17 protein-coding genes and 1 tRNA gene are annotated in these 24,076 nt (G+C 66.7%); 9 read left to right on the top strand and 9 right to left on the bottom strand.

Translation table 11 applies throughout. The features are described 5' to 3' along the window. The first annotated feature begins 274 nt into the window (after positions 1 to 274). Both AC4QBL_RS15930 and AC4QBL_RS15925 read left to right on the top strand, forming a co-directional pair. Positions 275 to 351 (top strand) — tRNA-Arg (locus AC4QBL_RS15930). A gap of 61 nt (positions 352 to 412) precedes the next feature. Continuing rightward, positions 413 to 1,669, top strand: coding sequence for an Hsp70 family protein (locus AC4QBL_RS15925; RefSeq protein WP_472907320.1), 1,257 nt, complete (start codon positions 413 to 415; stop codon positions 1,667 to 1,669). 28 nt (positions 1,670 to 1,697) lie between these two features. On the opposite strand, the gene AC4QBL_RS15920 is transcribed toward AC4QBL_RS15925, so the two are convergent. Beyond that, positions 1,698 to 4,184 (bottom strand): Lon protease family protein, encoded by a 2,487-nt coding sequence (locus tag AC4QBL_RS15920; protein WP_472907321.1) that lies wholly within the window; start codon positions 4,182 to 4,184, stop codon positions 1,698 to 1,700. Positions 4,185 to 4,382: 198 nt separating this feature from the next. Between AC4QBL_RS15920 and AC4QBL_RS15915 the strand changes: the two genes are divergently transcribed. Then, positions 4,383 to 5,102 (top strand): dienelactone hydrolase family protein, encoded by a 720-nt coding sequence (locus AC4QBL_RS15915; RefSeq protein ID WP_472907322.1) that lies wholly within the window; start codon positions 4,383 to 4,385, stop codon positions 5,100 to 5,102. A 30-nt stretch (positions 5,103 to 5,132) separates the two neighbouring features. On the opposite strand, the gene AC4QBL_RS15910 is transcribed toward AC4QBL_RS15915, so the two are convergent. The 3 genes from AC4QBL_RS15910 to AC4QBL_RS15900 are packed head-to-tail and all read right to left on the bottom strand — an operon-like array spanning position 5,133 to position 8,563. Then, on the bottom strand, positions 5,133 to 5,822 hold the full coding sequence (locus AC4QBL_RS15910; RefSeq protein WP_472907323.1) for a response regulator: 690 nt from the start codon (positions 5,820 to 5,822) through the stop codon (positions 5,133 to 5,135). Continuing rightward, positions 5,819 to 7,003, bottom strand: a complete 1,185-nt coding sequence (locus tag AC4QBL_RS15905; protein ID WP_472907324.1) for a PAS domain-containing sensor histidine kinase — start codon at positions 7,001 to 7,003, stop codon at positions 5,819 to 5,821. Before AC4QBL_RS15905 ends, AC4QBL_RS15910 begins: the two co-directional genes overlap by 4 nt. 3 nt (positions 7,004 to 7,006) lie before the next feature. Beyond that, entirely contained in the window at positions 7,007 to 8,563 is a 1,557-nt protein-coding gene (locus AC4QBL_RS15900; RefSeq protein WP_472907325.1) for a PAS domain-containing sensor histidine kinase, read from the bottom strand. A 332-nt stretch (positions 8,564 to 8,895) separates the two neighbouring features. Between AC4QBL_RS15900 and AC4QBL_RS15895 the strand changes: the two genes are divergently transcribed. After that, a complete protein-coding gene (locus AC4QBL_RS15895; RefSeq protein ID WP_472907326.1) occupies positions 8,896 to 9,750 on the top strand; it encodes a Crp/Fnr family transcriptional regulator in 855 nt (284 codons plus the stop codon). A gap of 26 nt (positions 9,751 to 9,776) precedes the next feature. Here the strand turns inward: AC4QBL_RS15895 and AC4QBL_RS15890 are convergent, their stop codons facing one another. The 4 genes from AC4QBL_RS15890 to AC4QBL_RS15875 form a co-directional block, all read right to left on the bottom strand. Next, entirely contained in the window at positions 9,777 to 11,471 is a 1,695-nt protein-coding gene (locus AC4QBL_RS15890; RefSeq protein WP_472907327.1) for a SulP family inorganic anion transporter, read from the bottom strand. Positions 11,472 to 11,509: 38 nt separating this feature from the next. Next, positions 11,510 to 12,835 (bottom strand): sulfatase family protein, encoded by a 1,326-nt coding sequence (locus AC4QBL_RS15885; protein ID WP_472907383.1) that lies wholly within the window; start codon positions 12,833 to 12,835, stop codon positions 11,510 to 11,512. A 15-nt stretch (positions 12,836 to 12,850) separates the two neighbouring features. Continuing rightward, a complete protein-coding gene (locus tag AC4QBL_RS15880) occupies positions 12,851 to 13,828 on the bottom strand; it encodes a Bug family tripartite tricarboxylate transporter substrate binding protein (protein ID WP_472907328.1) in 978 nt (325 codons plus the stop codon). A gap of 87 nt (positions 13,829 to 13,915) precedes the next feature. Continuing rightward, positions 13,916 to 14,878, bottom strand: a complete 963-nt coding sequence (locus AC4QBL_RS15875; RefSeq protein ID WP_472900860.1) for a Bug family tripartite tricarboxylate transporter substrate binding protein — start codon at positions 14,876 to 14,878, stop codon at positions 13,916 to 13,918. A 99-nt stretch (positions 14,879 to 14,977) separates the two neighbouring features. On the opposite strand from AC4QBL_RS15875, the gene AC4QBL_RS15870 reads away from it, so the two are divergent. From AC4QBL_RS15870 to AC4QBL_RS15860, 3 genes are all read left to right on the top strand, one after another. Continuing rightward, positions 14,978 to 15,526, top strand: a complete 549-nt coding sequence (locus AC4QBL_RS15870) for a MarR family winged helix-turn-helix transcriptional regulator (protein WP_472900859.1) — start codon at positions 14,978 to 14,980, stop codon at positions 15,524 to 15,526. Positions 15,527 to 15,805: 279 nt separating this feature from the next. After that, positions 15,806 to 17,356, top strand: a complete 1,551-nt coding sequence (locus tag AC4QBL_RS15865; protein ID WP_472907329.1) for a BCCT family transporter — start codon at positions 15,806 to 15,808, stop codon at positions 17,354 to 17,356. A 111-nt stretch (positions 17,357 to 17,467) separates the two neighbouring features. After that, positions 17,468 to 19,366 carry an SLC13 family permease gene (locus AC4QBL_RS15860; RefSeq protein ID WP_472907330.1) on the top strand — a complete coding sequence of 633 codons (1,899 nt, stop codon included), beginning with the start codon at positions 17,468 to 17,470 and terminating at the stop codon, positions 19,364 to 19,366. A gap of 27 nt (positions 19,367 to 19,393) precedes the next feature. On the opposite strand, the gene lhpI is transcribed toward AC4QBL_RS15860, so the two are convergent. Next, on the bottom strand, positions 19,394 to 20,332 hold the full coding sequence (gene lhpI / locus AC4QBL_RS15855; protein ID WP_472907331.1) for a bifunctional Delta(1)-pyrroline-2-carboxylate/Delta(1)-piperideine-2-carboxylate reductase: 939 nt from the start codon (positions 20,330 to 20,332) through the stop codon (positions 19,394 to 19,396). A 269-nt stretch (positions 20,333 to 20,601) separates the two neighbouring features. Between lhpI and AC4QBL_RS15850 the strand changes: the two genes are divergently transcribed. Beyond that, entirely contained in the window at positions 20,602 to 21,030 is a 429-nt protein-coding gene (locus tag AC4QBL_RS15850; RefSeq protein ID WP_472907332.1) for a BLUF domain-containing protein, read from the top strand. A 334-nt stretch (positions 21,031 to 21,364) separates the two neighbouring features. Beyond that, positions 21,365 to 23,857: an ATP-binding protein gene (locus tag AC4QBL_RS15845; protein WP_472907333.1), complete on the top strand. Its 2,493-nt coding sequence runs from the start codon at positions 21,365 to 21,367 to the stop codon at positions 23,855 to 23,857. Positions 23,858 to 24,076: the final 219 nt, after the last annotated feature.

Raw genomic sequence — 24,076 nt, 5'->3', positions numbered from 1 at the left:
CAAGCCCTGCATTGCTGCTGTCAATCCAATCGACATCATCCAGATGGACCGGGGGTTGCCGATTGAGTACACGCAACACAGCGCCTTCGTCCGCGTCGAGACGCAGGCTGCCAATCGATCGCAGCGCAACGCCGATGCGCCGCGACGGGCTCATGCGCTGCGCCTTTCCTGCCTGTCGACTCAGGTCCTTCCACGTGCCGTGTGCACGTTGCAGAGCGCTCAAGCGCATGTCCAGATCATCCTGGGCCAATTCCTGTGTAGAATTGCGTGCTTCGCGGCTGTAGCTCAGTTGGATAGAGTACTTGGCTACGAACCAAGGGGTCGTGGGTTCAATTCCTGCCAGCCGCACCAAAAAAGAAAGCCCGCAGCTTGAAAAAGCTGCGGGCTTTTCTCTTGCTTCTTCATTTTCCACATGACGCTTTCGCTCAACGGCACGCTTGGTATTGATTTCGGCACGTCCAACTCGGCCATGGCCTGGGCCGATGTGCACGACACGGCGCACCTGATTCCGCTGGAAGGCGATGCGGTGTCGATGCCCACGGCGGTGTTTTACAACGGCGAAGACCACCTGACCCACTTCGGTCGCGATGCGGTGGCGCAGTACCTGAGCGGCACCGAAGGCCGGCTGATGCGCTCGCTCAAGAGCTTGCTGGGCAGCCCGCTGCTGATGGAAAAAACCGAGGTGAACGGCCAGCAGGTGAGCTTTCTGGACATCGTGGCCACCTTTCTGGACGCGCTGCGCGAGCGCGCCGCCCACGCGCTGGGCGAAGCGCCCACCCGCGTGGTGATGGGCCGGCCGGTGCATTTTGTGGACGACGACCCCGAGCGCGACGCGCTGGCGCAGGCTTCCTTGCTGCAGGCGGCGCAGTCGGTCGGTTTTGACGAAGTGTCGTTTCAGCTGGAGCCGATTGCGGCGGCGCTGGACTACGAGCGCCGCCTGGCGCGCGAGAGCCTGGTGCTGGTGGTCGACCTGGGCGGCGGCACCTCCGACTTCACCGTGGTGCGCCTGGGCCCGCAGCGCATGGCGCTGGCCAACCGCGCCAGCGATGTGCTGGCCACCACCGGCGTGCACATTGGCGGGACCGACTTTGACCAGAAGCTCAGCCTGGAACGGGTGATGCCTTTGCTGGGTTACCGCCACCTGGGGCCGCAGCAGCGCGAAGTGCCCAGCCGAACCTTTTTTGACCTGTCCACCTGGCACCTGATCCAGTGGCTGTACCTGCCCCGCGCGCTGAGCCAGGCCCAGGGGCTGCGCGTGAACTACACCGACCCGCGTTTGCACGAGCGGCTGATGACGGTGCTGAAAGAGCGCGCCGGCCACCATGTGGCGCACGAGGTGGAGCAGGCCAAGATCCGGTGTTCGCAAAGTGACGGCGCCACGCAGGTGGACTTGTCGTGCGTGGAACCCGACTTGCTGGCCGCGCTGGACACGGCCGACATGCGCGAGCACCTGGGCGCGCTGCTGGCGCGCACCGTGGCCTGCGCCCGCGCCTGTGTGCAGCGCGCGGGCCTCACCGATGCGTCGCTCGACGCCATCTACCTCACCGGCGGTTCGTCGGCCTTGCGGCCGTTTCAGCGGGCCTTGCAGGCCGAATTCCCCAGCGTGCCGCTGGTGGAAGGCGACCTGTTTGGGGGGGTGGCTTCGGGCCTGGCCTACACCCGGGTGTGACGCTGCCGGGGGGCGCCACGGGCATCGTTCAGCCGGCGCCCGGTTTTTGGCCCATGTGCTGCACGGCTTCGTGCATCGCTTCTTGCTCGGCGGCCTTCTCAGCTGCTTTGGCCGCCTCCTTGGGATGAAGAAACGCTTGGCGCACCTGCGCCAGCTGGGCCAGCCCGGCCGCCACGCGGGCGTTGACCGAATCGGGCGTGGACCACTGGCCCTGGGCGTCCAGGGTGCCGGCGTCCACGCCGGTGAGCAGCGTCAGCGCTTCGTCCACCGTGCGCACCGGCCACACGTTGAACCGCCCCGCGCGCACCGCGTCCACCACGTCCTGGCGCAGCATCAGGTGGCACACGTTGCTGGCCGGCAGCAGCACACCGTGTGCGCCGGTCAGACCGCGCGCCGCACAAATGTCAAAGAAGCCTTCAATCTTTTCGTTCACGCCGCCCACCGCCTGCACCTGGCCAAACTGGTTCACCGAGCCGGTGACGCCCAGTGCCTGGTTCAGCGGCAGTTCGGCCAGCGCCGACAGCAGCGCCGTGAGCTCGGCCAGGGAAGCGCTGTCGCCCTCGACCCCGCCATACGACTGCTCGAACACCAGGCTGGCTTTGAGCGACAGCGGCGCCTGCCGGCCAAAGCGCGAGGCCAGGAAAGACGAGAGGATCAACACGCCTTTGGAGTGGATCGGTCCGCCCAGCTTCACCTCTCGCTCAATGTCCACCACCTCGCCGTCGCCCACGCGCGCGGTGGCGGTGATGCGCACCGGGTGCGCAAAGCTGCTGTCGCCCAGGGGCACCACGGCCAGTCCGTTGACCTGGCCCACATGGGCGCCGTCGGTGTCCACCAGCAATTGGCCGCGCACAATGTCGTCGCGGTAGCGAAGCTGGATGCGCTCGTGGCGGTGGCGGTGCGCGTCGATGGCGGCTTGCACATGCGTGCGCTCGATCACCAGCGCCTGGTCGCGCGCGGCAAAGTGGTTGGCCTCGCGCATCAGGTCGTCCATGGGCTGGGTCTGGGTGGTCAGGCGCTGGGCGTCGCTGGCCAGGCGGGAGGCGTGTTCAATCACCCGCGCCACCGCCCCGGCCGACAGCGGGCGCAACTGCTCGCGCCGTGCCAGTGTGGCGATCAGGCGGGCGTAGGCGGCCGTGTTGTCGGGGTTGCGCGCAATCTCGCTTTCCATGTCCGCGTTGATCTTGAGCAGCGAGACAAATTCGGGGTCGTACTGGCTGAGCAGGTAATACACCACCCGCTCGCCAATCAGCACGATCTTCAGGTCCAGCGGCATGGGCATAGGCTCCAGCTGCACGGTGCTGCTCAGGCCAATCAGGTCGGACAGCGATTCGATGCGCACCACCCCCGCCTTGAGGCAGCGCTTGAGCCCTTCCCAGGCGTAAGGCTGCGACAACACTTTCACCGCATCGAGCAGCAAAAAGCCGCCATTGGCCCGGTGCAGCGCGCCGGCGCGGATCAGGGTGAAGTTGCTCATGAGCGTGCCCATGTGCATGTAGTGCTCAATGCGCCCCACCAGGTTTTGCAGCGTGGGGTGGTCTTCAAACACCACCGGGCGCTGGCCGTCGGCCGGGTTGTCCACCAGCAGGTTCACCAGGTAGCGCTGCACGGAAATGGTGCCCGACAGCGTGGTCGTTTCGGTGTCGCCTTCGGCGTGCGAGGTCTCGTGCAGCGACTCGCCCGACTCAATGATGTCTTGCAGCACCGCATCCAGGTAGGCGCTCACGTGGGGCAGGTCGGCGTAGCGCGGGCGCAGCTCGTCCACCATGTGGGCCACCGTTTCGCGCAGGGCTTCGCTGCCGGCCTGCCGGAGCCGGTTTTGCGTGTCGCGGCGCCAGCGCGGGAAGGTGTTGAAGAGCTGGTGCAGCGCTTCGCGCAGGTGCTTGATGTGTTCGGCCAGCTCGTCCTGGCGTGCCTTGGGCAGCTTCTCCACGTCCTCCGGCGTCATGGTGTTTTCAGCGTCTTTCATGGGCACAAAGGCAAAGCCGGCGGGGGTGCGCATGAGCGCCACGCCCAGCTTGTTGGCCTCGTCGCCCAGGTTTTGCAGCGCGCTCACCTCGCGCCGTTTTTCTTCCTCCTGCATGGCTTCCACGCGGCTGCGGTATTCGTCGCCCTGAAACACCGCGTTGATGGCGGGCGTGAGCTCTTGCACAAAGTGCTGCATGTCGTCGCGCAGCGTGGGACCCCGCCCGCAGGGCAGGTGCAGCAGGTTGGGGCTGCTGGGGTTGTCAAAGTTGTAGACGTAGCACCAGTCGTTGGGCGGCACACCGTCGCGGCGCTCGGCCTGCAGCAGCTGCTGCACGATGGCATGGCGCCCGCTGCCGGTTTCGCCCAGCACAAACAGGTTGTAGCCATGGTTGCGAATGTCCAGCCCCAGGTGCAGGGCTTCCAGCGCGCGCGGGTGCAGTTGCGCGGCGTCCAGCTCGCCCAGCTCGCTGGTGGTGGCAAAACCCAGCGCAGCCGGGTCGCAGGTGTTGTAGAGCTGGCTCGGGGGCAGAGGGTCTGGACGTGGCATGGGCCTGAAGAGAGGTGGTGGCACAACGGTATGGCGTTTCACACCGACACGGTAACGGCACCACGGGCGGTCTGGAGGGCTGTTTTTGAAAGACTGCTTGTGCGTTGCGCGCAATCAATGGCCGGGTGGTGCTGAGGAGAAAAATCGCTGCTTGGGGGTGGCTGCGGTGGTCTGTTCACCCCCGGGAGTGAAACCAACATGACAGCAGAGTCCCTGTTTTTTCGTGACACCGACCGGGGGTGGGGCACGGGCACCGGCGACAGCCCGGACAGCGAGACGCCGGTCGAGTCGGTCAACCTGCAAGGCCCGTCTTTGCCAGGTGATTTGTCGGTACCGCCCCATGCCAAAGGCTTGGTGATGTTTGCCCACGGCAGTGGCAGCAGCCGCTTCAGCCCGCGCAACCGGTGGGTGGCGCGGGCGCTGCACCAGCACGGGCTGGCGACGCTGCTGTTTGACCTGCTCACCGTGCGCGAAGCCGAAGACCGCCGCCTGGTGTTTGACATTCCCCTGCTGGGGCGGCGTGTGGTGGAGGCGGTGCGCTGGGGGGACCAGCGGCCTGACTTGGCGGGTTTGCGCCTGGGCCTTTTTGGCGCCAGCACGGGGGCCGCAGCGGCGCTGCTGGCGGCGGCCGAGATGCCGCAGCGGGTGGCGGCGGTGGTGTCGCGCGGCGGCCGCCCCGACCTGGTGATGGACCGCTTGCCCGAGGTGCAAGCCCCCACTCTGCTGATTGTGGGTGGGCTGGACCAGGAAGTGCTCGAACTCAACCGCCAGGCGTTTCGCCGCCTGGGCGCCCCCAAGCGGCTGGAGGTGGTGCCGGGCGCCACGCACCTGTTTGCCGAGCCCGGCGCGCTGGGCAGCGTGGCGGCTTTTGCGGGCAGCTGGTTTGAACAGCATTTCGCGCCGTCGCGCCGGCCTTGAAAGTGCGCACGGCGCGCGTTGAACACAGGGTCAATCCTCGGGGTGCAGGGCCATGCCGAGGTCGTTTTTGCCCAGGTTGTGTTCCAGGCCGAAACGGATCAGAGCTGCCGTGCTGTCAAGCTGCAGCTTTTCCAGAATGCGGCGCTTGTGTGTGCTCACGGTCTTGATGGACAGGTGCAAGGACTCGGCAATGTCCACCGGCCGCTGCCCGGCCACGATGCGCTGCAAGATCTCCAGCTCGCGGTTGGACAACACGTTGATGCGCGGTGCACTGCGCTGGCCATTGAGCTGCTGCACCACCCGCTCGGCCAGGTGCGCCGACACAAACACCCCGCCTGTGGCCACCTTGCGCACCGCCGCCACCAGCTCGGTGGACGCGCTGTCTTTGGTCACATAGCCCTTGGCGCCGGCCTGAAACGCGCGCATGGCGTATTGCTCTTCGCCGTGCATGGTGAGCACCAGCACCGCCACCGCAGGAAACTCGGCCTTGATGCGGGCGATCAGGTCCATGCCCGTCATGCCGGGCATGGACAGGTCGACGATGGCCAGGTCAAAGGGCTGGCGGCGCAGGCATTCCAGCGCCTGAAAGCCGGTACCCGCTTCGGTGATGCTCCATTGCCGGACCTGCGGATCCAGCAAGCGCTTGAGCCCCTCGCGCACCACCGTGTGGTCGTCCACCAGCAGCAGCCGCAGCGTGGGTTGCAACGTGTCTTCGTTCATGCCAAGGCCTCCATGTGTTGGCACAGGCCCTGCTCGTTCTGCGCCATGGGCAACGACAGGTACAGGCTCAGCCAGCCCGAGCGGTCGCGTGCGGCGTCGATCATCAAGCGCCCGCCCATCAAGCGGGCGCGGTGCTGAAGAATCTGGCCATCGTGGGGCTGCGTCTCGGTGTGCGGGGTCAGCGGGCCTACGGTACCGCGCGCCTGCATCACCAGCTTCAGCGCATTGGGCTGGCGTTGCATTTCCAGGTGCACGTCGGTGCTGTCGGTGTGTTGCAGCAGGTGCGACAAAGCCGCCTGCACAAAGCGGTACACCGCCAGCGCCGTGGCCGGTGCCAGGGGCGGCGCTTCTGGCCCCAGCGCCAGGCTCAGCTGCAGGCCCACACGGCGGGCGGTGTCGTTGGCCAGCCATTCCAGGGCTGCGTTCAGGCCCAGGTCGTCCAGCATGGGCGGGTGCAGGTCGGCGGTGATGCGGCGCACGGTGGACACCGCTTCGTCCAGCGCGGCCAGCGTGGTTTTGGCGCATTCGCGGCAGGTGGCCGAGTCGCTCATGCTCGCCATGTGGGCCACGTCCAGCTTGAGCACGCTCAGCGTCTGGCCCAGGTTTTCGTGCAGTTCCAGTGCCACACGGCGGCGTTCGGCCTCGCGCGCATCGTTGTCCAGCGCGGCAATGCGGCGTTCCATGTCGGCGCGCAGGCGCTCGGTGATGTCGGTCAGCGTCACACGCAGCGCGTGCGTGCCATCGGCCAGGGGCGTGCGCAGGCTGTCGATCTGGCCGTACCACTGGTGCCCGTCCTCTGCCGCCAGGCCCAGGTCCACGCGCTGCAGGCCGTCGGTGGCCAGCACATGCTGCAGGTACTGTTGCCAGCGGTCGCTGTCGCCCGCCATCACGAAGCGCCCCAGGCCGTTGCCCTTGAGCGCCTGCGGCGCCATGCCCAGCAGCTCGGCGCCGGTGCGGTTCACCTCCAGGATGCGGCCATCGGTGTCCAGCGTGAGATAGCCCACCGGGGCAAAGTCGTACAGGTCCAGGTAGCGGTCCCGCGCGGCGGCCAGGTCGCTCTGGGTGCGGCGCAGTTCGTCGTTCTGGTGTTCCAGCTCCACCTGGTGCTGCTGCAGCGCCTGTTCCAGGTCGTGTGTCGGATGTGTCTTGTGGGGGCTGGGGTGGGTGGAATGGCGTCGCATGGTTCAGCTCCGAATGTCGCGCAGGGCCGTCACCGGGTCGTCTTGCGCTGGGGAATCATGCTCCTCCAGCGGGGCTCCCGGGTCAAGTGCGCCATTGGGCTGCAGCGGCAGGCGCACCACCAGCCGGGCGCCACCCGAGGCTGCGTTTTTCAGCGTGATCTGGCCGCCCAGCATATGCACGCGCTCGCGCATACCGATCAGCCCAAACGAGCCGCGCGGCGCTGTGGACGGGTCTTTCGGAAAACCCTGGCCGTCGTCTTCCACCACCAGCTGCAGACGCCGGCCTCGGGTTTCAATCGAGATGACGGCCTGCGAAGCACGCGCGTGGCGCGCCATGTTGGTCAGCGCCTCTTGCACGATGCGGTAAACCGCCGTGGCAATGTTTTGTTGAATCGGCTCGGGGCTTTCCACCAGGCGCAGCGTCACCTGGATGCCCGAACGCCGTTCGAAGTCGCGCGTCAGCCATTCAATGGCCGCGTGCAGACCGAGGTCGTCCAGCATCGGCGGGCGCAGGTCCATGGCAATGCGGCGCACCGCGCTCACCGTGTCGTCCAACATGTCCATCATGGCTTGCAGGCGCTCGGCGGGTGCTTCGGTGCCGCTGTCTTGTTGCTGCGCGGCCAGCTCCAGTTTGAGTGCGGTCAGCCGTTGGCCCAGTTCGTCGTGCAGTTCGCGCGCAATGCGCCGGCGCTCTTCTTCGCGCGCTTCCACCAGGCTGGCTGAGAGCTCGCGCAGGGTGCGCCGCGAGTGCAGCAGGTCGCGCTTTTCCTGCAGGCGCGCAGTTACGTCGGTGATCACCATTTGCACAAAGGTGCGCTCGTGGTCGGGCAGGGCGGCCACCACCAGCTCCACCTCGCGCAGGCTGCCGTCGGGGCGCACGATTTCGCTGTGCACGGTTGACACCTCTTGCTGGCTGGCAAAGGCCTGCGCCACCTTTTCGCGCACGCCGGGGTGCGATGGTGGGCTGAGCAGCCTGTAAATGGGCAGCCCAATCAGCGACTCTCGGTTGTCCACGCCAAACAGCGTGGCGCACGCATGGTTGGCAAACACCACCCGCTCGCCCTCGGTGATCCAGATGGCCACGGGTGCCCGGTCAAAAAGCGCCCGCAACCGCTGGTTCAGTTGCTCAATGACGGCGGTGAGCTTGTGCTCTTCGCTCAGGTCGCGCAGCAGTGCGGTGTAGTGGTGCGTGTGGCTGCCGCCGTGGGCCAGCGTCACCTTGCAGATGGCGGCTTCCAGGGGAAACTCTTCGCCGTTGGCTCGCAGGCCGAAGAGTTTGCCGCCCTGACCCATCGGGCGTTCGATGACGTCCGACTGCGCAAAATGCCGCACATGCGCAGCGTGGGCAGCGCGCAGCCGCTCGGGAATCAGGGTGGACAGGTCTCGGCCCAGGGCTTCGTTGACCGTGAGGCCAAACATGCGCTGCGCGGCCGGGTTGATCATGACGATGCGCATCGCCGCGTCGAAGGTCACGATCCCTTCCAGCGCAGCGTGCAGGGCACTGAATTGCGCGCGCAAAGCCAGGTCGTGCAACGTCGGGTGGGCGAAAAGAGCTTGCATGCGGGTTGGTCGGTTGCGTGGTGCCAAGGCGGTTCGGTCGGGCGCCAGGCACCAGGCGCCAAAGCAGTCCCGCCCCGACAGCGTCATACTGCCCAGGGCATTTTTTCATCATAGATCGGTCGACCTGAAATAATGCGATTTGCCGCTCAAATTCACACGTTGTGATTCAAAAAATCGGGTGGTTGCTGTCGTTTTGTAGGATTTTTCTTACGCCTGACCGGGCGGTTTTCTGGTGCTTCGCTGTGGGATGTTCCGATGGATGGCGCGTGAGGTTTCACACATGCTAGGGGTTGTGTGTAGGGCATGAGCCGCAAACCTATCGGAGAACCACCATGTCAGTCAGTCTGCAGAACGGAACCGGAAAGCCCTTGGGTGAAGCAGGTGTGTGCCGCACGCCGCTCAAGAACCACCACACCAGCTTTGCCGACCTGCTTCAGCTGCTGGGTGTGGAGGGGGCCGACCTGAGTGCCGCCGCCCAGATGCCCATGGTGCTGCGCCGGGTGCATGCCGGTGAAAGCCTGGCCCACGAAGGCACGCCGGCCGACGCCCTCTTTTTCGTCTGTGCAGGCACCTTCAAGATCTTCCGCACCAACGAAGACGGCTACGAACAGGTGCTGGCCTTTGCCATTCGCGGTGAGGTGCTGGGCTTTGACGCGCTGTGCATGGACAGCTACCCCACGGCTGTGTCGGCGCTCGAAGAGTCCAGTGTGTACGTGGTGCTCAAGCGCGACGTGTTTGCGCTCTCGCAGCTCATGCCGTCGTTTGGTTTGTCGCTGCAGCGCGCTGGCAGCATGACGCTGGCGCGCAGCCGCGAGCTGGTCGAGTTGCTGGCGGCGGTGGCGTCTGAAGTGAAGCTGGCACGTTTTCTGATTCAGCTGTCGCGCCGCATGGCGGGTTGCGGGCAGTCGCCACGCCGGTTCCACTTGCGCATGGGCCGCCGTGAAATCGCCAGCCTGCTGGGCGTGGCGCACGAAACCGTGAGCCGCTCGTTCAGTGCGTTGGCCGCGTTGGGCATGGTCGACGTGTCGGACCGCGAGGTCGAGATACTGGACATGGAAGGGCTCAAGCGCTTTGCCCGCAGCACCCGCCGCCACCTGGACGAACCCGCCGTGTCGCGCACACGCCGGCCTATGGCCAAGCGCAGCGCCTCTGTGCGCCACGCCATGGCGCAGCCACTCGCTGCCTGACGGGCGCTGTTGCGGCGAATGTGTTCTCAGGCTGGGGTGAGCGGCGCGGCCGCACGGCCTTCAGCTGTTGAGTGCCAGGTGGGCGCAGCCCGCAACGCGTCGGCCTCGGTGCGGTACAGGCGCAGCCGGGGCCCATCGGTCAGGTGCCCCGCCGCGCGCAGCACGGTTTCCACCGGCAGCTTGATGCCCACCACATGCAGCGTCACACCTTGCTCATTCAGCACCGACTGCAGCCGCCCAAACCCTTCGGCGCCGGTTGCGTCGATCCAGTTGATCGGGTGCGCAATCAGCACCACATGCTGTGTGCCTGGGTGCTCGGTGAGGTAGCGGGTCACGGCGTGTTCAAAGGCGCTGGCGGTGGCAAAGTCGAGCGCGGCGTCCATCCGCAGGGCGTAGGTGGCCGGTGCCAGTGGCGCCAGGTGCCACAGGTGGCGGTCGCGCAGGCTGCCGTCCGGGTGCAGCCCCACTTCAATAATGCGCGGGTGCAGCCGCAGGTACAGAAAATGGCTCAGCGCCATCAACACACCGGCCAGCACGCCCCAGTAAAGCTGCGGCGCGGTGAGCACGGTGACCACAAACGTGGTGCCCGCAATGACCGCTTCCACCCGGGAGAGGGCCCACAGCCGGACAAAAGCCACCGGCTGAATCAGCCCCATGACGGCCACCACCACCACCGCCGCCAGCACGGCCAGCGGCACATGCTTGAGCAGCGGTGTCAGCAGCACCAGCGCCACCCCCACCAGCGCCACCGAAAACACCGTGGCCCAGCCGGTTTGGGCGCCGCTGTGCAGCAGCAGCGCCGAGCGTGAAAACGATGCGCTGGTGGGAAAAGCACCCGAAAACCCGGCCACCAGTTTGGCCAGCCCCTGGCCAATCAGGTCCTGGTCCTGGTCCCAGCGCTGGCCGCGCCGGCTGCTGTCCACCTTGGCGCTGGACGCGGTTTCCAGAAAACTCACCAGGCTGATCACCAGCGTGGGCAAGAGCAGCTGGCCCAGCGTGGTCCAGCCGGGCCAGGCCGGTGTGTAAAAGGTGGGCAGCCCTTGCGGCAGCTGCCCAATGACCGCGCCGCCATGGGCCTCAAACCCGACCCAGGCGCTGACCCCGGCCGACACCACCACCAGCAGCAACACCGACGGAAATGTGGCCCGCCAGCGCCGGGCCATCAGCAAAAAAGCCACCGAACCCAGCCCGAAGGCAATGGCTGGCAGGTGCATCTGCTGCGGCTGCGCCAGCGCGGCCCAGCCACCGGTGAGCCCCAGCAGAGCCGGCAATTGCGACGCGATGATGAGCACGGCCGCGCCCTGGGTAAAGGCCATCAGCACCGGCGCGTTGACCAGGTTGAGCAGCCAGCCAAAACGCACAAAGCCCAGCACCACCTGCACCAGGCCCGACAGCAGAGCCAGCCACACCGCCAGCTCGATCCACTGCGCGCTGCCCGGCGCGGCCATGCCGGTGAGCGAGGCGCTGACCAGCAAGCAGGTGAGGGCGGTGGGCCCCACCGACAGGCGCATGGAGCCACTGAACAGCACCGCGATCAGCGCTGGCAGCATGGACGCATAAATGCCAGTGATGAGCGGCATGCCGGCCAGCGCCGCATAGGCCACGCCCTGCGGGATCACCATCAGGCCGACCGTGATGCCGGCCAGCGCATCGCCGCGCAGCACGGCCCCGCTGGGGCGGGGCCAAGACAGAAACGGCAGAAAACGGCGCAGTCGGGTCATGCGCTGATCGTAGCGTCCGGCCGGGCCATGTCAGCGTTTCAGCGTTGCGGCATGTTTTGGGTGGAATAGCCCAGGCTCACGCTGGCGTCTTCTGGAATGGGCGGCATGGTGCCGTTCCAGGCCAGCCACTGGGCCCGCATGCGGGCCAGCCGCTCGGGCTCGCGCTGGGCCAGGTTGGCGCGCTCGCGTTCGTCGGCCGGTATGTTGAACAGGTATTCGTGGCCGTCCACCATCAGGTATTTCCAGTCGCCGTCGCGCAGGGCGCGCTGGCCGCGGTGGTTCATGCGCCAGTGCATGGGCCGCTCGAAGCGGTGCGCCGGGTCGCGCAGCATCGGCGCCAGCGAAACACCGTCCAGCGGGTAGTCGGGGTGGGGCTGGCCGCCGCCCAGCGCCAGCATCGTGGCCGACCAGTCCATCGTCATGCAGTGCTGTGCGCTGGTGCTGCCAGGCGCCACCACGGCCGGCCAGTGCGCGATCCACGGCACGCGGATGCCGCCCTCGGTCAGGTCCATCTTGCCGCCCACCAGTGGCCAGTTGTCGGAGAAGCGCTCACCGCCGTTGTCGCTGGTGAAGACCACCAGCGTGTTGTCGTCCAGCCCGTGTTCGCGCAGGGACGCCATGATCCAGCCAATGCCCTCGTCCATGTGGTGGATCATCTTGCGGTAGCTGTTCACGTTGCCGCCGTCCAGGTGAAACAGGTTTTTGGCCACCTCGGGCGCCACATGGGCGTCGTCGCGTGTTTCCCACGGCCAGTGTGGCGCGGTGTAGTGCAGGCTGAGGAAAAAGGGTTGACCGGCCTTGGCGTCGGCGGCGCGCTGGTGGATGTGCTCCACCGCCCGCTGGGAAAACACGTCGGTCAGGTAGCCCACTTCCTTGTGGGTCTCTTCGCCGATGAACAGGTCGTGGTCGCCGTTGTTGCTGCAGTGGGTGAAGTAGTCCACCCCGCCGGCCATGATGCCGAAAAACTCTTCGTAGCCCGAGCGCAACGGGCCGAAATGCGGCGGGTAGCCCAGGTGCCATTTGCCGATGAGCGCCGTGCGGTAGCCGGCCTCTTTGAGCAGCGAGGGCAGGGTGGGCAACTCAGGCGGCAGGCCCAGCGTGGCGCTGCCTTTGCTGCGGCTGTTGATGGGTTCTTCGAGCGCACCGCGCAACCGGTACTGGTAGCGCATGCTCATGAGCGCGAAGCGTGTGGGCGAGCACACCGGCGAGTTGGCGTAGCCCTCGGTCAGGCGCAGGCCACCGGCGGCCAGCGCGTCGATGTGGGGCGACACGGCGCCAAACGGCGCTTCGCGGCCGCCGTAGCAGCCCAGGTCGGCGAAGCCCAGGTCGTCCGAGACGATGTAGATGATGTTGGGTCGTTGCATGGGCATGGCCAGTTTTCAGTTCGCTTGCATGCCGGTGTTGCGCACAATCTGGCCGTAACGTGCCGACATGCTGGCCAGCCGCTGGGCAGCGGCGGCACCGGTGGTGCCTTCAAAAAACAGGTCCAGGCTGTTCATGCGGGCCTGCAGCTCGGGGCGCTTGAGCGCGGCGTTGATGCCGTTGGCCAGCGTCTGCACCACCGCATCGGGCGTGGCGGCGGGCACCATCACCACGTACAGCACCTCTTGCTCCAGCGTTTTCAGGCCCAGTTCGCCCACGGTGGGCAGCTGCGGCGCCAGCCGCGAGCGCTGGGCGCTGGTGACGGCCAGCGCGGTGATCTTGCCGGCTTGCACGTGGGGCAGCATGCCCGGCGTGGCCAGAATGCCGCCGTCCACCTCGCCGCTCAGCACCGCGGTGACCGCCGGAGTGTTGCCCCGGTAGGGAATGTGTGACGTCTTCACCGGCGTGCTGGTGCCCAGCTGGGCCGCGGCCAGGTGGCCCGGGCTGCCGTTGCCGGCCGAGCTGAAGTTCAGGGTCTTGGTGCGTCCCTGGCTCAGCAGGTCGCCAAAGGTCTTGATGCCCGTGCGCGGGTTCACGCCCAGCAGCAAGCCCGACGACGCCATGATCACCACCGGTTTGAAGTCGGTCCCCTTGAACGGCATAGCCGGGTACAGGTGCGGGTTCACGGTGAACACGGTGTCGATGCCAAACAGCACGGTGTAGCCGTCGGCGGGTGCCTTGGCCACGGCGGTCGCGCCCAGGTTGCCGGCAGCACCGGCCTTGTTTTCCACCACAAAGGGCTGCTTCAGCGTTTCTTGCAGCACCGCGGCCACCGAGCGCGCCAGGATGTCGGACGGCCCGCCGGGCGGAAAGTTGTTCACGAACGTGACGGTCTGGGCCGGGTAGCCCGGCTGGGCCAGTGCGTGCGGGGCCAGCAGCGTCAGCGCCAGCGAAGCGGTGAGGGTGGCCAGTGTGGTGCGGCGAAAGCGGTTCATGTCGGGGTCCAATGCGGGTGAAAACGGATCGGTAGGTGGGGTGTTTTGGGCGTTTAGGTTCAGCGGCCGGCCCATGCCGGCGGGCGCTCAGTCCAGTTGCACGCCGGTGGCTTTGATCGGCCCTTCCCAGCGCTTCAGGTCGCTCGCCTGGGCGCTGGCCAGCTCAGCCGGGGTCGAGCCCACCGGCTCGTAGCCCAGGCCCAGCAAGCGCTCACGCAGCGCCGGCTGCTTCAGTGCCTGGGCAAACGCCTGGCTCAGGCGGTTCTGGGCGGCCGGGTTCATGCCGGCCGGGCCGTACACGCCAAACCAGGCGGTGGCCTCCATGTCGATGCCCGCTTCGCGCAGCGTGGGTACCTCGGGCACCTGCGGGTCGCGCTGGCTGCCGGTCACGGCGATGATGCGGGCCTTGCCCGAGCGGTGGAACTCTGCGGTTTCCGACACCACGTCGAACTTGTAGTCGATGTGGCCACCCAGCAGCGCGTTGTTGGCTGGCCCGCCGCCCTGGAACGGCACATGGTTGAGCTGTGCGCCGGCCTTTTGCTCAAACAGCACGCCCATGAAGTGCGGCAGCGTGCCCAGGCCGGGCGTGCCGTAGCTGCTCTTGCCGGGTTCGGCCTTGGCGCGGGCAATCATGTCTTGCACCGACTTGGCCGGTGTGGACGGCCCAGCCACCACGCCAAACTGAAAGCGCGCCAGCAGCGACACCGGCGAAAAATCGGTCACGGCGTTGTAGTCGAGCTTTTTGTAAACATGGGGAAACAGCACCATGGGCCCGCTCGGCAGCAGGATCACGGTCTGCCCGTCAGGGTCGGCGCGCTTGACCTGGTTGAGCGCAATGCGCCCACCCGCGCCGGGTCGGTTTTCCACCACCACGGGGGCATAGCGCTCGCGCAGGGCCTCGGCCACCAGCCGGGTGAGCGTGTCGGCCGACCCGCCGGGCGGGAAGCCCACCACGATCTTCAGCGGCGTCTTGTCCTGGGCCGTGGCGTGGGTGGGGGCCAGCAGCGCGGTCGACGCCAGGGCAGCGCAAAGTATCCAGTGTCGGTTCATGGGGGATGTCTCCTGGGTGGCTTGGACAAATCGGGTGTTACCCGGTGCAGACCCCGATGCTATGCAGGGACAATCAATTGCAGAAATCAATCAAAGCAGGTGTTTTCCCTGACGGGTGCCCAGGCACCGTTTTGCCTTCAGGAGCCGACCATTCCAGACCGCCTTACCGACCCCCAGGTTCAGACCGACCTGCTGCTGTACCGGCTCTACCGCGTGCACATCACCGCCAGCCGCCTGGTGGTGCAGGTGTGCGAGCACGAATTTGGTTTGACGCGGCGCGAGTGGCGGGTGCTGTCCTTTTTGTCCGAACACGAGGGCGCGCTCTCCAGCGAGCTGGCCGAACACGCCATGCTGGACCGCGCGCGCACCTCGCGCACACTCACCCGACTGGAAGAGAAAAAGCTCATCCGGCGCCAGCCCAAGCTGTCTGACCGGCGCGAGGTGCATGTGTTTCTCAGCGACGAGGGGCGGCGCGTGTACCAGGCCATCTTTCCGCGGGTCGCCGCCATCAACCGCGACATCGCCAGCGCGCTGTCACCCGCCGAGCGCCAGCAACTGGACCACGCCATCAACCAGCTGCAGGCGCGCGTGCAGGGCATGGTGGCCGCCTCCACACACCGGCTGCCCCCGATCGACAGCGGCGAGTGAGCCGTTGGGCTACCTGACGGTCGCTCCCCAGCGGCTCTTCATGGTCGGTTGAGCGCAGTGGGTTTTTTGTACGCGCGCATCCGGTAAAGTGGGGCGCTACTTCAACGGCACCCCTTCAACGGCTCGCACGGCGCGGGCGCTGGCTGAGCTGGCCACATCGGGCCGGGCTGCCCTCGACTTTTCCCATCACCGCCGCGCGCGAAAGCGCAGCACAGGGCGCCGTACAAAGCGCCCTGCCAAGCGCCCCACAGGCGGCAAGTTTTCAGGAGGAGCTTTCCCATGCAACTCGTCATATCGGCCGGGCTCATTCTGGCCATCGTCCTCTGGGGCGTGATCGCGCCCGCCTCTTTGGGCACGGTGTTTGACACCGCGCTCACCGCCATCACCCGCGACTTCGGCTGGCTCTACCTGTGGGTGGTGCTGGGCCTGGTGATCATGGCGGTTGTGCTGGCGTTCAGCCGCTATGGCGACCTCAAGCTGGGCGGCGAAGACGACGAGCCCGAGTTCTCCATTGGGGCCTGGTTTGCCATGCTGTTTGCGGCCGGCATGGGCATTGGCCTGGTGTTCTGGGGGGTGGCCGAGCCGATCTCGCACTACGGCGCACCACCGCCCGGCATCGCCCCCAACACCCCTGAGGCGGCCACCGCCGCCATGCGCTACAGCTTTTTCCATTGGGGGCTGCACCCCTGGGCGGTCTACAGCATCGTGGCCCTGGCCATTGCCTTTTTCCAGTTTCGCCGGGGTGGCCCGGCGCTCGTCAGCACCGCGGTGCAAGCCTTGCCCTGGGCGCCGCTGCAAAAGCTGGGCCCCGTGGTCAATGTGCTGGCGGTGATCGCCACCGCCTTCGGGGTGGCGGCCTCGCTGGGCATGGGGGCTTTGCAAATCAACAGCGGCCTGAATGCCGTCTTTGGCCTTCCGGTCGGCCAGGCCTCGCAGGTGGGCATCATTGTGGTCACCACAGTGCTGTTTCTGGCGTCGGCCGTCACCGGCGTCACCAAGGGCATCAAGTGGTTGTCCAGTGCCAACCTGGCGTTGGCCGCGTTGCTCACCCTGGGCATTTTCGTGATGGGCCCCACCGTGGCCATCATCGACACCTTCACCAACACGCTGGGCAGTTATGTGAGCGAGTTCGTGCGCATGAGCCTGCGCATGACGCCGTTTCGCGACAGCGGCTGGGTCAGCGGCTGGACGGTTTTTTACTGGGCCTGGTGGGTCAGCTGGTCGCCTTTTGTGGGGCTGTTCATCGCCCGTGTGTCGCGCGGGCGCACCATCCGCGAATTCATTCTGGGCACGGTGCTGGCGCCCACGCTGGCCGCCTTTGTGTGGTTTTCGGTGTTCGGTGGCACCGCCCTGAACATGGAGATCATGCAGGGCCTGCCGATTGCCGAGGCGGTGGGCGCGGACGTGTCCACCGCCCTGTTCGCCATGTTCGACACGCTGCCCCTGTCTGGCTTGCTCTCGGGCATTGCCACCGTGCTGGTGCTGGTGTTCTTCGTCACCTCGGGCGATTCCGCCACCCTGGTGCTGGGCATGATGAGCACCGGCGGCCAGGCCAATCCCAGTGCGCGGGTCAAAATCATCTGGGGCGTGCTGGTGTCGGGCATCGCCATCAGCCTGCTGCTGGCCGGTGGACTCAAGGCGGTGCAGTCCGCCACCATCGTGTTTGCGCTGCCCTTCACGCTGGTGATCGTGCTCATGGCCGTGGCCCTGTGGCGCGGCGTGCGCGACGACTGGGACGAAGAGCAGCGGCGCGACAAAGCGCTGCGCCGGCGCATGCGGGACATGCTTGGCCAGCAGCCTGGCGCCAGCGCCCCGCCGGACCGGTCGTGAAACCGCCCGTTGGACGGCGGCACGGCGCTGCCTTGCGCCGAGTCAGGGTCCAACATCCATTGGTTTGCTAGGTTCCATCCAGCGCGAAACACCACACCAGACGGGAGCTTCATGCACCAGGACCAGGTCCTCATTCTTGTCATCTTGGCCGTCACCATCGGCCTGTTTCTGTGGGGGCGCTGGCGCCACGACATGGTGGCGGTGGGCGGGCTGCTGGCCTGTGTGCTGAGCGGGCTGGTACCTGCGGACGATGCGTTTGCCGGTTTCGGTCACCCGGCGGTGATCACGGTGGCCTGCGTGCTGGTGCTCAGCCGGGGCTTGCAGACCTCGGGCGCGGTGGACGCGATGGCCCGCTACGTGCTCCCGCGCCAGGCCGGCCCCACACTCAGCCTGGCGGCGCTGGTGGCTCTGGGCGCCATGCTCTCGGCCTTCATGAACAACGTAGGCGCCATGGCGCTGCTGATGCCGGTGGCCCTGCAGCTGGCGCGGCGCCTGGACATGCCGCCCGGCCGCGTGCTGATGCCGCTGGCGTTCGGCACCATCCTGGGCGGCATGACCACGCTGATCGGTACGCCCTCCAACCTCATCGTGTCGGCCTTTCGGGCGCAGAACGGGGTGGGCAGCTTCGGCATGTTCGACTTCACCCCGGTGGGGCTGGCGGTGGCCTTGCTCGGCACCGCCTTTGTGGCGCTGGTGGGGTGGCGCCTGGTCCCGGCGCGTCAGCGGGTGGCGCTGGAAGGCTTTGAAACCGGCGCCTATCTGAGCGAAGTGCGCGTGCCCGCCGAGAGCAAATGCGTGGGCCTGACGCTGCACGCGATCGAACAGCAGCTCGACGACGCTGGTGCGCAGGTGGTGGGCCTGGTGCGAAACGAGGTGCGGGTGAACGCGCCCACGCCGAGCCGGCACATGCAGGCCGGCGACATTTTGATCGTGGAGGCCGAGGCCGACGCCTTGTCCTCCCTGTTGACGAGCCTGGGCCTGAAACTGGAAGAGGCCAAGCGCCCGGTGCAGGACGCGGCCGAACCCGAGGCCGACGCACCGCAAGCCCGGGCCGCAGCGCTGGCGGCGCCAGCGGCCTCGTCTGCAGACAGCACCGCAGAAGGCCCTGCGGCCGAACCGGCTGAACCCGCCGTGGCGCCGTCCGACGCAGCGCGCGACATTGTGCTGATGGAGCTTGCGGTGCTGCCCGGCGCGAGTTTGCAAGGGCTGTCGGCCAGCGACCTGCAGCTGCGCACGCGCTACGGCATCAACCTGCTGGCGGTTTCACGCCAGGGCAGCCGGGCCCGGCGCCGGCTGCGGGAATGGCCCTTTCATGTGGGCGACCTGCTGCTGATGCAAGGGCCGGCCGAGGCTATTTTGGCGTTTGCCGCCGACCGGGGATGCGTGCCGCTGGCCGAACGCGAGCTGCACATGCCCAGCCCCCGCAAAGCCCGGCTGGCGGTGGGCGTGATGGCGCTCGCGGTGTTGGGTGCGGCGCTGGGTTGGCTGCCGGCCGCTGTGTCGTTTGCGCTGGGCGTGCTGGCCTCGCTGGTGCTGCGCACCGTGCCCCCGCGCAGCGTGTACGAGCACATCGACTGGCCCGTCATCACCTTGCTGGCGGCACTCATTCCGGTGGCCGGCGCCATGACCACCACCGGCACCGCCGACCTGCTGGCGCACGCGCTCATGGACGGCGTGGCGCAGGGCCATCCGGTGGTGGCGCTGGCCCTGGTGCTGGTGGTCACCATGACGCTGTCCGACCTCATGAACAACGCGGCCACGGCGGCGGTGATGTGCCCGATCGCCATCGGCACCGCGGGCGCTCTGGGCGTGAATCCCGATGCTTTCCTCATGGCGGTGGCCATCGGCGCGTCGTGCGCCTTCCTCACCCCCATCGGGCACCAGAACAACACCCTCATCCTCGGGCCGGGCGGTTTTCAGTTTGGCGACTACTGGCGCCTGGGCCTGCCGCTGGAGCTGCTGGTGATTGCCGTGAGCCTGCCGCTGCTGCTGGTGGCCTGGCCGCTCTGAGCTGCATGCCGGTGCCTGCTGGCGCCTTCAGCCGCGTGCCGCCTCGTACACCTGCACCGCCGCCGCCAGGTCTTCCAGCGCGGTGCCCACCGACTTGAACACCGTGCGTTCGGTGGGCGTCTTGCGGCCAGTGGCCATGCCTTTGCACAACGTGGTCAGGGTGCCGCGTACGTCGTCGGCGCGCAGCACCCCGCGCGACAGCGGGCCAATGAGGTCGCCACTTTTTTGCAGCGCTTCTTCGGTGTCCACAAACACGCGCGCGTCTTCAAAACACACGTCGTCCGCCTCGCGCATGGCCGGGGTGAAGCTGCCGATCAGGTCCAGGTGCGAGCCGGGCGCCAGCCACGCGCCGCGCACCACCGGTTCGGTGGCCAGTGTGGCGCAGCTCACCACATCGGCTTGTGCGCATGCCGCGGGCAAATCGGTGGTGGCGCTGGCGTCAAGGCCCTCTTGGCGCCAGCGCGCCGCCAGCGCCTGGGCTTCTTCGGCGCGGCGCGCCCACACCGTTACGCGGTCAATGGGGCGCACCGTGCGGTAGGCCTCGGGCAGCAAGGCCGCCACGGCGCCCGCGCCCACCACCAGCAGGTGGCGTGCGTCGGCACGCGCCAGGTAAGAGGCGGCCAGCGCAGAGGCCGCCACCGTGCGGCGTGTGGTGATCTGGTCGCCGTCAATCTGGGCCAGCGGCACGCCGGTGCGCGCGTCAAACAGCAGGTAGGCCGAATGCAGGCCCGGCAGGCCTTCAGCGGCATTGCCCGGCGCGATGTTGACGATCTTCACGCCGTAGTAACGGCCAGGCAACCAGGCCGGCATGATGAGCGAGGTGATCTTGCCGCCCCCAGGGCTGGCGATCTCGTGCACATGGCGCAACGGCACCTCGCAGGTGCTGGTGAAGTGTTCGCGCAGCGCAGCAATCAGGCGGTCAAAAGGCAGGGCCGCCCGAGCGGCTTCAGAGGTCAAGGTGAGCATGCCTAGATGGTAGCCGCCCGGGCTTGCGGCTCAATCTTGCGGGCCAATGGCCGATACGTCATGCATAGGTATTCATGCGGTGCCCGCTATCCATCAAAAGTTTGCATGTTTTGCACGGGTTTTTCTTTTTTTTTGAGCCCGGCAGACCCATTTGATCTGGCGCAAACAGGGGTATTGAGCGGGTGCGATTATTCGCTGCCCATATTTCATGGATGGACAGAGCGGCGTCCAGCCGCGGCCGGGTCTGGCGTTTCAACGAAAGTCAAGCGATGGCATTGCACGAAATCATTTATGTCAGTCTGGCCAGCCAGTCCATGGACACGGTTGCCCTCACCCAATTGCTGGACGAGGCGCGCGTCTACAACGAACGCCACGGCATCACCGGCATGCTGCTTTATCACGGGCAAGAGTTTTTGCAGCTGATCGAGGGCGAAGAGGCCGAGGTGACGGCGCTGTATGACGCTATCTGGAAAGACCCGCGGCACCAGCAGATGTACAAGATGTGGGAAGGGCCGATTGCCGAGCGCAGTTTCAGCGGCTGGGCCATGGGCTTTGTGGCGCCCGGTGCATCCGCCTTGCAAGGCCGCCAGGGTTACGACGCGCTGCTGGCGCAAGGGCTGGCGGCATCCAGTCGAGGCTCGCAGGGCAAGAAAATATTGTGCAATTTGCGCGACGATTTTCTGGCTGCGGCGCACTGAGAGCGAAGGCTTTCGGGCGTGTCCGCTCACCACCCCAAAACACCCCCGCTCAGCCGTTGGGCTCTGGTTTGCGCTGGCTTGCCTTTTCTGCCGCGCCCCGCAGCGCACGCGCAGCCTGTAAGGTCTCCAGGGCTTTTCACGGCTCAAAATGGGGCGGCTCTTCGGGGGTTATCGCGGCTTCAGCAAACCGCGATTCTTGAGAGAATGCACCCATTCGCCCGCTCAGACCCCCACCCGGGTCGTCGGCAGGTACCCACGCCACCCCAAAAAAAATAATGGTCCAAGCGCATCTGTCCTGGCTGACTGCTGACCGGTTTCACTGGGGAACGTGGCCTTGAAGAACCGTCTGCATTTTTTTGCGGTGCTGGTGGCTTTGTTCACTTGCCTGGCGGCGACCGTGTTGTGGTGGCAGTCGGTTCGCTCGCAGACCCTGCTGCGCGAACAGGTGCTGCTGCAAGCCGAGCAGCGCAGTCTGCACCTGGCCGATGCCATGGCCGGCCAGGTGGACGGTCTGCTCAGCACCGTGGACCTGGCTTTGCAAGACCTGCGCCGCCAGTGGCTGCGGGGTGATGTGGGCCGCTTCACCGCCCAGACCCGCGATGTGATCGAGACCTTGCCGGCCGGGCTCGTGTCGCACGTGGCGGTGGCGAACGCCGCAGGCTACGTCGTTTACAACAGTCTGGGCCTGGAGTCCGGTACCTACGTGGGCGACCGCGAGCACTTCAAGGCCCAGCGCTCGGGTGCGGACCAGCTGCACATCGGGGCGCCGGTGGCCTCTCGGCTCACCAACCGCTGGTTGTTCATTGTGAGCCGCCCCCTGCTGCGCGATGGCCGTTTTGACGGCACGCTGAACATGGTGGTCTCGTCCGACTTCATGGCCAGCAAACTCGCGGCGCTGCAACTGTCCCCCCAGGACGTGGTGACCCTGGTGCACAAAGACGGCCACTTTATGGCGCGCAGCCGGGACAACCCAGGTGCCATGGGCAAGCGCCTGCCACCCGACCGCCCGTTCCTTGTGGACACCACCCTGGCGAGCGGCATCTTCAAGCTCAAGGGCCTGCTGGACGGTGCGTCCCGCACCTACGGCTGGCAGCGTTCACCCGTGTCCGACCTGGTTGTCGTCATTGGCCTGGCCGATGAATCGGTGCTGGGGCCTTTGGCGCCCGCTTTGCAGCGCAACCAAAGTGTGGCCGCTGCGCTGAGCTTGCTGGTGCTGGCGGGTGGCGCTCTGATCATTGGGTTGCAGCTGCGGTTGGCGCGCAACCAGGCCACCGTGGCCGCCAGCGAAGCCCTGCGCATGCGCTTGTTTGACAGCTCCCACGTGCCGACCGTGGTCATTGACCCCGTGGCCCGGCGTTTCATCGACTGCAACCCCGCCGCCAGCGCCATCTATGGCTTCAACAACCGCGCCGAGGTGCTGGCCGCCACGCCCGAGTCGGTGTCGGCCCCCGTCCAGCCCAACGGCAGACCCTCGGCCGAACTGGTGGACGAACACCTGGCGCAGGTCATGGCGTCCAAGTCCATCGTGTTTGAATGGCGCCACCAGCGACCCAGCGGTGAGCTGTGGGACGCCGAAGTGCACCTGATGAGATTTGATTCTGACGGGCAGCCGCTGGTGCAGTTCACCCTGCAAGACATCACCGAAAGCAAGCGCACGCAGGCCGCTCTGCAAGACAGCGAAGCGCGGCTGAAAGAAGCCCAGCGGCTTGCGCGCCTGGGCAATTGGGAAGGCGACCTGCTCAACGATCGGCTGATCTGGTCAGACGAGGTGTACCGCATTTTTGAACTCGACCCGGCCACTTTTGTGCCCACCTACAAAGGTTTCATTCAGGCCGTGCACCCGGACGACCGGAAGCTCGTGCAAGCCGCCTACGTGGCGTCCATGCAAACCCGCACGCCTTACGACGTGGTGCACCGCCTGCTGTTTCCCGACGGCCGCTGCAAGTACGTGCGTGAGCTGTGCGTGATCCAGTTTGACGCCGACGACCGCCCGGTGCGCAGCGTGGGCACGGTGCAGGACATCACCGAAATCCGCACCGCGCAGGCCGAGCTGCAGCGGCTGAACGACGAACTGGAACTGCGCGTGGCCGACCGCACCCGCGAACTCGCCACCCTCAACCGCGAGCTCGAAGCGTTTGCCTACAGCGTGTCGCACGACCTGCGCACGCCGCTGCGCAGCATCCATGGCTTTGCCAGCCTGCTGGAAGAAGAGGGCGCCGAGGGCCTTTCGGCCGAAGGCCGCTCTTACCTGCTGCGCATCCAGGAGTCCGCCAAACGCATGGGGCAACTCATTTCCGACCTGCTGTCCATGGCCCACCTCAGCCGCGCCCATCTGCGCCAGGAGCCCGTGGGCCTGAGCGACATGGCCAAGTCCGTCGCCAGCGAGCTGGACCGCAGCGACCCCCAGCGCCAAGTGCATTGGCACATACAAGAAGGCCTGCAGGTGCAGGCCGACCCGGGCCTGATGCGGGCGGTGCTGCAAAACCTGCTGGGCAACGCCTGGAAATACACCGGGCTGGTGCCCGATGCCCACATCTCGCTCGAGCAAACCCGCGCCGAGCGCGGCATGCTGGAATTTTGCGTGCGCGACAACGGCGCCGGCTTTGACATGGCCTACGCGCAGCAGCTGTTTCAACCGTTCAAGCGCTTGCACGCACACCACGAGTTCGAGGGCTCCGGCGTGGGCCTGGCCACGGTGCACCGTGTCGTTCAGCGCCACGGCGGCAGCGTGCGCGGCGAGGGCGCCGTGGGCAAAGGCGCTGCGTTTTACTTCACGCTGCCCGTGCAGGCGGTTGAGCCAGACACCACCACCTGGGGCAATCTCTGACGGTCTTCAGGTGCTCGCCTGGAATTTGCGATCAACCGCGCTGTGTGCTGCGGTGGGGTGCGCCCGGTTGTTCATGGGTCGCATCCCTGACACTTTTTTGCGTTGGAACCCGTTGAGGGTTTACCCGGTGGGTTATGGTTATGCCCCTTGTGTTTTCCAAGGGGTACACGTGCAGGCCCATCTGCCCCGTGTGCGCCGATGTCATCAATTAGGAGTGCT

This window comes from Hydrogenophaga sp. L99 (genome assembly GCF_058731905.1).
This window is presented reverse-complemented; position numbering and strand designations above follow the sequence as displayed.